4 protein-coding genes are annotated in these 4,226 nt (G+C 44.1%); 2 read left to right on the top strand and 2 right to left on the bottom strand.

Annotation, left to right across the window (positions count from 1 at the left end; all coding sequences use genetic code 11):
* A partial coding sequence (locus CAG68_RS09270) for an isopenicillin N synthase family oxygenase (protein ID WP_161441036.1) occupies window positions 1-793 on the top strand: 793 nt, incomplete at its 5' end.
* A gap of 128 nt (window positions 794-921) precedes the next feature.
* The gene (locus CAG68_RS09265) at window positions 922-1,542 is read left to right on the top strand and encodes a DNA-J related domain-containing protein (RefSeq protein WP_005376328.1); all 621 of its coding nucleotides are present in this window, start codon (window positions 922-924) and stop codon (window positions 1,540-1,542) included.
* A 79-nt stretch (window positions 1,543-1,621) separates the two neighbouring features.
* Here the strand turns inward: CAG68_RS09265 and CAG68_RS09260 are convergent, their stop codons facing one another.
* Window positions 1,622-3,277, bottom strand: coding sequence for an ABC-ATPase domain-containing protein (locus CAG68_RS09260; RefSeq protein WP_054728963.1), 1,656 nt, complete (start codon window positions 3,275-3,277; stop codon window positions 1,622-1,624).
* A 71-nt stretch (window positions 3,278-3,348) separates the two neighbouring features.
* Window positions 3,349-4,226, bottom strand: an 878-nt coding sequence (locus CAG68_RS09255) for an EAL domain-containing protein (protein ID WP_161441035.1), incomplete at its 5' end; no start/stop codon positions are given.

The raw sequence follows: 4,226 nt of genomic DNA, 5'->3' as shown, positions 1-4,226 counted from the left end.
GTTCGTTACCTCTTTACGCGAAACGGGGTTCGGTGTGTTGAAAAACCACCCGATTCCACAAGAGCTTGTAGAGTCAATTTACAAAAACTGGCATGAGTTTTTCTGTTCAGAACAAAAGAATGATTTTCACTTTAACGTAGACACCCAAGATGGCTACTTCCCACCTTCTGTGTCTGAAGTGGCAAAAGGGCACAAAGTGAAAGACATCAAAGAGTACTTTCATGTTTACCCTTGGGGTCAGATCCCAGAGCAGCTTAAAGCTGAAATCTTAGAGTACTACGAGCGTGCCAATGCATTTGCTCAAGAGCTATTAGGCTGGGTTGAAGCGTACGCACCTAAGGACGTTCAAGAGAAGTTCTCTATCGCGTTGTCAGAAATGATCAATAACAGTGACAAAACATTACTACGCGTGCTTCACTACCCACCGATGACAGGCGAAGAAGAGCCAGGCGCTATTCGTGCTGCTGCGCATGAAGACATTAACCTGTTAACGGTTTTGCCTGCTGCTAATGAACCTGGACTGCAAGTAAAGAGTAAAGAGGGTGATTGGATCGATGTACCATGTGACTTCGGGAACTTAATCATCAACATTGGTGATATGCTTCAAGAAGCGTCAGGTGGTTATTTCCCTTCAACGACTCACCGTGTAATCAACCCTACGGGTGGCCGTCAAGAAAAGTCACGTATCTCATTACCGTTGTTCCTGCATCCAAAGCCGGAAGTGGTGTTATCTGAGCGCTATACTGCACATAGCTACCTTATGGAACGTTTACGTGAGCTAGGGGTTATTTAACCTTTACGTGATCTCCTTACAAAGGCCGATGGTGAATGACTATCGGCCTTTTTGCATTTATGCTACAAAGTGGAAACTATGTTTTTTGTGCCGTGAATGGGGCCCTAAACTCGTGTCAGAGAGGATGAATGGAAGGACAACGTACTGTCAATAGTATTGAGCCTCATGCAATAGAAAATCCGCTGCTTTGGCCAATGTTAGAAATTCTGAGAAAACAGCCCTCTAATTGGAAAGTGCACACCTTGGCAAGCTCGTTGGGTGAACAAGGTTATATTTCAAAGCTGGACGACTCTCCCGATAAGGATTTATTCAAAAGAAATTTCCTGATCATGAATGCATTATATCAACTGCAAGACACTCTGTATCCGGATAGTTGGCTTCAAGTCGAAGCCATGGATATTCAGCTCATGTCTTCGATGGAAGCTTTGAGGCATAAGATCGATATTCATGATCCTTTGCGTGAGTATTACTTAGATTGGCGCAATTACGAAGCGGATGAAGATGAAGTGCGTCGACTGTTGAATGAATTTTGGACAACTTATCAAAAGTTCATCGGTGGTTCGTCAGTAGCCAGCGTAGATAAGACAAAGGCACTGTCACTATTTGAACTTAACACTGACGCTACGCCTGCGGAAATTAGAAAACAATGGCGAAAACTCGCGCTTCGTTGGCATCCTGATCGAGAAAATGGCGATGCAGAAAGATTTAGAGTTCTTTGTGAAGCGTGGAATGTACTGAGAAACGAATGATTCGCTAAGAATAAAGATAAAGGAAGGCAGCTAACTATAGCTGCCTTTTGATTGAACTGTCTCTGTCAGCGTATCAAAACTAGCATGATGACTTAAACTGAGATTTTCGCATGCGGTTGAGGGCAGCCATAACGTCTAGTGTGCGTGGTTTGGCTAAGTCGCCTTGCTTAGGAAGAGCGGCATGCCACTCACCAGACAGCATTTCTTCAATCTCCTTCGCCGGATGATTACACCAACCTGGAAGTTGAGCAATTTGGAACCATAACCAGCCAATTGTGTTGACTTCATCGGCTGACTCTATCTGTTCCAAAGCGCTAAGATCAGTAAACTCTTTACCAAATCGAAGTGACTCTTTGCCTTTCGCATTCACACGGAACTTGCCGTCAGTCAGAATATTCATCAACGCAACGCGGTTCAGTGCTCGAGGTGGGAAGGTCTGTAAACGTTCTTCTGACTCGTTATGGCGTTGAGTAGGGTGCTGAGCGATAACTTCTTTCGCTTTTTCAGTCACATCAACGGCTTGGTAGTCGTGCATTTGAATGACGGTATCGGCAACGTCTAAGTAGTCGCCCGACCCACCCATAACGATAATGGTAGAGATATCAAGATCATCTCGTAATTGACCAATGCGGTCGACGAGAGGAGTAATTGGCTCATCACCTTTTGCCACCAATGCCTGCATACGCTCATCTCTAATCATGAAGTTGGTAGCAGAAGTATCTTCATCAATCAATAATGTGCTTGAACCGGCTTCAATAGACTCTTGAAGCCAAGCGGCTTGCGACGTTGAGCCTGATGCGTCTTGAGTAGAAAAGTCCGCCGTATCTTTACCCATTGGTAAATGGTTGATGTAGTTCGACAGGTTCAAGTGGTGTACGCATCGGCCATCTTCGGCACGAATCTTCATAGCCTTGTTATCGGCAACAATGTATTCGCGACCATCTCCTGGAATATGATCGTAAATTGCACGCTCTATTGCATTTAATAAGGTAGATTTACCGTGGAAGCCGCCACCTACGATCAGTGTGATACCTTTTGGAATTCCTAATCCTGTGACATGGCCCTTGTTTGGCGCATGTAAAGTGACTTGTAGAGATTCAGGGGCTTTAAACTCAACGGCTTCTTTCATAGGAAGGTCGCAATTACCTGCAATTCGAGGAAGGATACTGCCGTTTGCGACAAACGCGACTAAGTTATTGGCCTCCAACTGTTCTCGCAGGGCATCTTGGTCTTCAACAACTTGGCAGTGCTTAATTAAAGCGGCTTTGTCGAGTTCACGCTCTAAAGTTGCTCGACGGATAAACTTAGGCAGGTGGAAAGTCAGTATGTTGTTGGCTTTTTTCCCCAATACTGAACGACCTTCGGCTGGTAAGTTAACTCGAAAACGCAGTTCAATACCTTCTTCAGTAAACAACACCGCGGTGCTATCCAGTACAGTTTGGCCTGTCAGTGAAATTGATACTGAGTTTTCTTGTTTAGCAAACTGTTCAAAACTACGCGCAATAAAATCACGTGCAGCTCTTTGAAATGCAGGAGACTCGTCTCTTAGCCACTCAAGACCAGTCAAAGACCATGCGCGAGTCGCACGAAAACGTGACGCCGATGCATAAGGGTCACCCTGTACATGATCGATAAACAAAGTGAAATCAGTGAAGTCGTATTGACCTTTGATTTGCTGATAAGCTCGATAGTTCTGCTTTTCAATTTTCTTAAGCGTGGCAGTCAACTGATCCATGAAGATATTAGCCTTTTAATAGAAGCGGGCGGCGATTATAGAAACCACCGCCCTCATAGTAAAGAGAATGCTTAGGAAGAGTAGGCGTATTGCCCGCCAGAAAGGCGCTGATTAAACAAACTTTGCTCAAATTCATTACAAGGCATAGGTTTACCATAAAGAAAACCTTGTCCGATATCACAGCCCTCACCAATGAGAAACTGCTCTTGTTGGGGAGATTCAATGCCTTCGATCACGACTTGGAGTTCCAGTTTTTTCGCAATGTGTATGATAGAACAAATTATCGCGCGATCATCGTCCGACTTTTCCATTTGCTGGACGAAGCTTTTATCAATTTTGATGGCATCAAATGGATATTTCTTTAAATAGCTGAACGAGGCATATCCTGTACCAAAATCATCAAGTGACAATGTCACACCTAGTTTGTGCAACTTATTTAACGTTGTGCGTGCTACTATTTCATCGGCAATTAGAGCGCTCTCGGTTACTTCGAGTTCGAGAAAGTGTGCTGGCAAATGGAAAGTGTCGAGTAGGTGTTGCACTTGTTCTGCAAAATTTACGTTTTGTAATTGAATGGGAGAAACGTTGACGGCAATTTTGAAGTTATCGATTAACTCAGACCATTGTTTCGCTTTGTCTATCGCGGTACGCAGAACAAAAGAGCCAACTTCAAAGATAAGCCCGTTTTGTTCGGCCATATGTATCAATGCTTCGTTGGAAACGTCGCCAAGTATTGGATGTCTCCAGCGAAGCAAGGCTTCTGCGCCAATCCATTTACGTGTTTTGGAGTCTACTTGAGGTTGAAAGTACAACACTAAATCGTCGTTACGCACTGCTTGTAAAAGGTAACTTTCCAGTTCATTGTGACTATTGAGATCCGCCGAATGATTTTCTCTAAAATAACTAAAAGGTTCGCCGGATTCTTTACATAGAAGCATCGCGTAACATG

This window comes from Vibrio sp. V42_P2S4T144, assembly GCF_009904715.1.
GTDB classification, from domain to species: domain Bacteria; phylum Pseudomonadota; class Gammaproteobacteria; order Enterobacterales; family Vibrionaceae; genus Vibrio; species Vibrio alginolyticus.
The sequence above is the reverse complement of the archived record's forward strand: the minus strand, read 5'-3'. Positions and strand labels throughout refer to the sequence as shown.